Here is a 2728-nt window from a genome sequence, read left to right on the forward strand (position 1 = left end):
CCAACGCGGTGGTGCGGCTGGCGGACGGAAGGATCCTCGACCGCGTCACGCCGGCCGAGGCGGGCCTGTCGATGGCGTCCGGGGCGGAGGCGCACTGATGCTGAGCACATTCAAGCTGCTCGTGCAGGTGGCGTTCCGCAACCTCATCAAGAGCAAGGTCAACATCATCATCGGCGGCATCATCTTCTTCCCGTCCTGCCTGGTGGTGACGGGCGGGTCGCTGCTGGACAGCATGAACTCGTCCATGAGCCGGTCGATCATCGGCTCGCTGTCCGGGCACATCCAGGTGTACTCGGACAAGTCCAAGGAGGAGCTGGCCCTGTTCGGCGGCATGCAGGGTGAGGCGGACGTCGCGGCCATCGACAGCTTCGCGCCCATCAAGGCGGCGCTGGAGAAGCACCCCAACGTGCAGACCGTGGTGCCCATGGGCACCAACGGCGCGCTCGTCACCTCCGGCAACACGGTGGACCTGACGCTGGCGCGGCTGCGCGACCTGTACCGCAAGACGGGCGCCGAGGGTGAGAAGCCCGAGCTGCGTGCCCAGATCGACAGCCTCAAGGCGCACGTGCGGCAGCTGGCCACCCTGCTCCACTCCGAGCAGGCCAAGCGCCGAGAGCTGATTCGCGAGTCGGACCGGGAGCCCGAGGAGGAGGCGGCGCTGGAGAAGGCCCGCTCGGAGGCTTTCTGGGCCGACTTCGAGAAGGATCCACTCGGCTCGCTGGAGTTCCTGGAGAACGAGCTGGCGCCCCAGGCCGCCGATGGGGACCTGCTCTTCATCCGCTACGTGGGCACGGACCTGGAAGCGTTCCAGAAGAGCTTCGACCGCATGAAGATCGTGGACGGGCAGGCGGTGCCGCAGGGCAGGCGCGGCATGCTGCTGTCCAAGTACTTCTACGAGGAGTTCCTCAAGCTGAAGACGGCGCGCCGCATGGACCTCATCAAGCAGGAGCGCGACACCAACAAGAAGACCATCGCCACCGACCCGCTGCTGCAGCGCTACGTGAAGGAGAACTCCACGCAGACGCGAGAGATCGTCTACCAGCTCGATCCGCTCAAGACGCAGCAGGCCACCGCTCGGCTGCAGGAGATCCTCGGCAGCCAGGAGAAGGACCTGTCCAAGCTGCTGAACGCGTTCCTGGCGGTGAACGACGAGAACTTCGATGCCCGCTACAAGCAGTTCTACGAGCAACTGGTGCCGCTGCTGGACCTGTACCGTCTCCGGATGGGGGACACGCTGACCATCACCGCCTTCAGCCGCACCGGCTACGTGCAGAGCGTGAACGTGCCCATCTACGGCACCTACGAGTTCAGCGGCCTGGAGAAGTCCCCGCTGGCGGGCGCCGCCAACCTGATGGACATGATCTCCTTCCGGGACCTGTACGGCTACCTCACCGAGGACAAGAAGGAGGAGATCGCCCAGCTCAAGACCAAGAGCGGCGCGGCCGAGGTGAAGCGCGAGGACGCCGAGGCCGCCCTCTTCGGCGAGGAGGCGCCCTCCACGCTCGTGGCTGACGCCACCCCCGGCCTCATCAACGAGAACGAGCAGATCAGCGACACTGGCGCCGCCCTGCGCAACAAGGACCTGCTCCAGCGCGTCTACTCCCAGAAGGAGATCGAGGGCGGCATGGTGCTCAGCGCCGCGCTCATCCTGAAGGACCCGACGAAGCTGGACGCCACGCTGGCCGAGCTGCAGCAGTCCCAGGAGGTCAAGGACCTGAAGCTGCGCGTGGTGAGCTGGCAGCAGGCCGCCGGCCTCATCGGCCAGTTCGTGATGATGATGCGCATGGTGCTGTGGGGCATCATCACCATCCTCTTCGTGGTGGTGCTGGCCATCATCAACAACGCGGTGATGATGGCCACCCTCCAGCGAGTCAAGGAGGTGGGCACCATGCGGGCCATCGGCGCGCAGCGCTCGTTCATCCTGTCCATGGTGCTGCTGGAGACGGTGGTGCTGGGCCTGGTGTTCGGCGGCCTGGGCGCCGGAGTCGGCAGCGCCATCATCAGCTGGCTGCACAACGTGGGCATCCCGGCGGGCTCCGAGGAGATGTACTTCTTCTTCAGCGGCCCCAAGCTCCTGCCCACCCTGGAGGCCTCCAACATCATCACCGCCTTCGTCCTCGTGGTGGGCGTCTCGGTGATCTCCACTCTCTACCCGGCCTTCATGGCCACGCGCGTGTCGCCCGTCACGGCGATGCAGACCGACGAGTGAAGCCATGTCCCAGATCCTTCTGATCGCGTACCGCAACCTGCTGGCGCACCGCCGGCGCACCCTGCTGCTGGGCGCCGCCATCGCTGGCGTCACGGCCGTGCTCGTCATCCTCATGGGCGTCACCAACGGGATGAAAGCCACCATGCTCGAGTCGGCCACCACGCTGATGAGCGGGCACATCAACGTGGGCGGCTTCTACAAGGTGACGGCGGGCCAGTCCGCGCCGGTGGTCACCAACTACCCGAAGCTCATGGAGGAGCTCCGCAAGCAGGTGCCGGAGCTGGACTACGTGTCCCAGCGTGGCCGTGGCTGGGCCAAGCTCGTCTCGGACACCGGCTCGGTGCAGGTGGGCGTGGGCGGCATGGATGTCGAGGCAGAGCCGGGCTTCCGCAAGGTGGTCCAGCTGCGCGAGGGCAAGCTGGACGACCTGAGCCAGCCGGGCACCATCCTCATCTTCGAGGAGCAGGCCAAGAAGCTCGAGGTGAAGGTGGGCGACACGCTGACGCTGGCGGCCCCCAC

Annotated in this window: 2 protein-coding genes; both read left to right on the plus strand. The window is 66.3% G+C overall.

All coding sequences use genetic code 11. The annotated features are described in order from the left end of the window. Positions 1-97 precede the first annotated feature (97 nt). Positions 98-2209: an ABC transporter permease gene (locus KY572_RS46725; RefSeq protein ID WP_224250301.1), complete on the plus strand. Its 2112-nt coding sequence runs from the start codon at positions 98-100 to the stop codon at positions 2207-2209. A gap of 4 nt (positions 2210-2213) precedes the next feature. Next, on the plus strand, positions 2214-2728 hold a 515-nt coding region (locus tag KY572_RS46730; protein ID WP_224250302.1), incomplete at its 3' end, for an ABC transporter permease.

Source organism: Hyalangium gracile (assembly GCF_020103725.1).
In the GTDB taxonomy this organism is placed as follows: domain Bacteria; phylum Myxococcota; class Myxococcia; order Myxococcales; family Myxococcaceae; genus Hyalangium; species Hyalangium gracile.

Coding starts and splice junctions, on each gene's coding strand:
- KY572_RS46725 (WP_224250301.1), top strand. CDS start 98: ATGCTGAGCACATTCAAGCTGCTCGTGCAGGTGGCGTTCCGCAACCTC.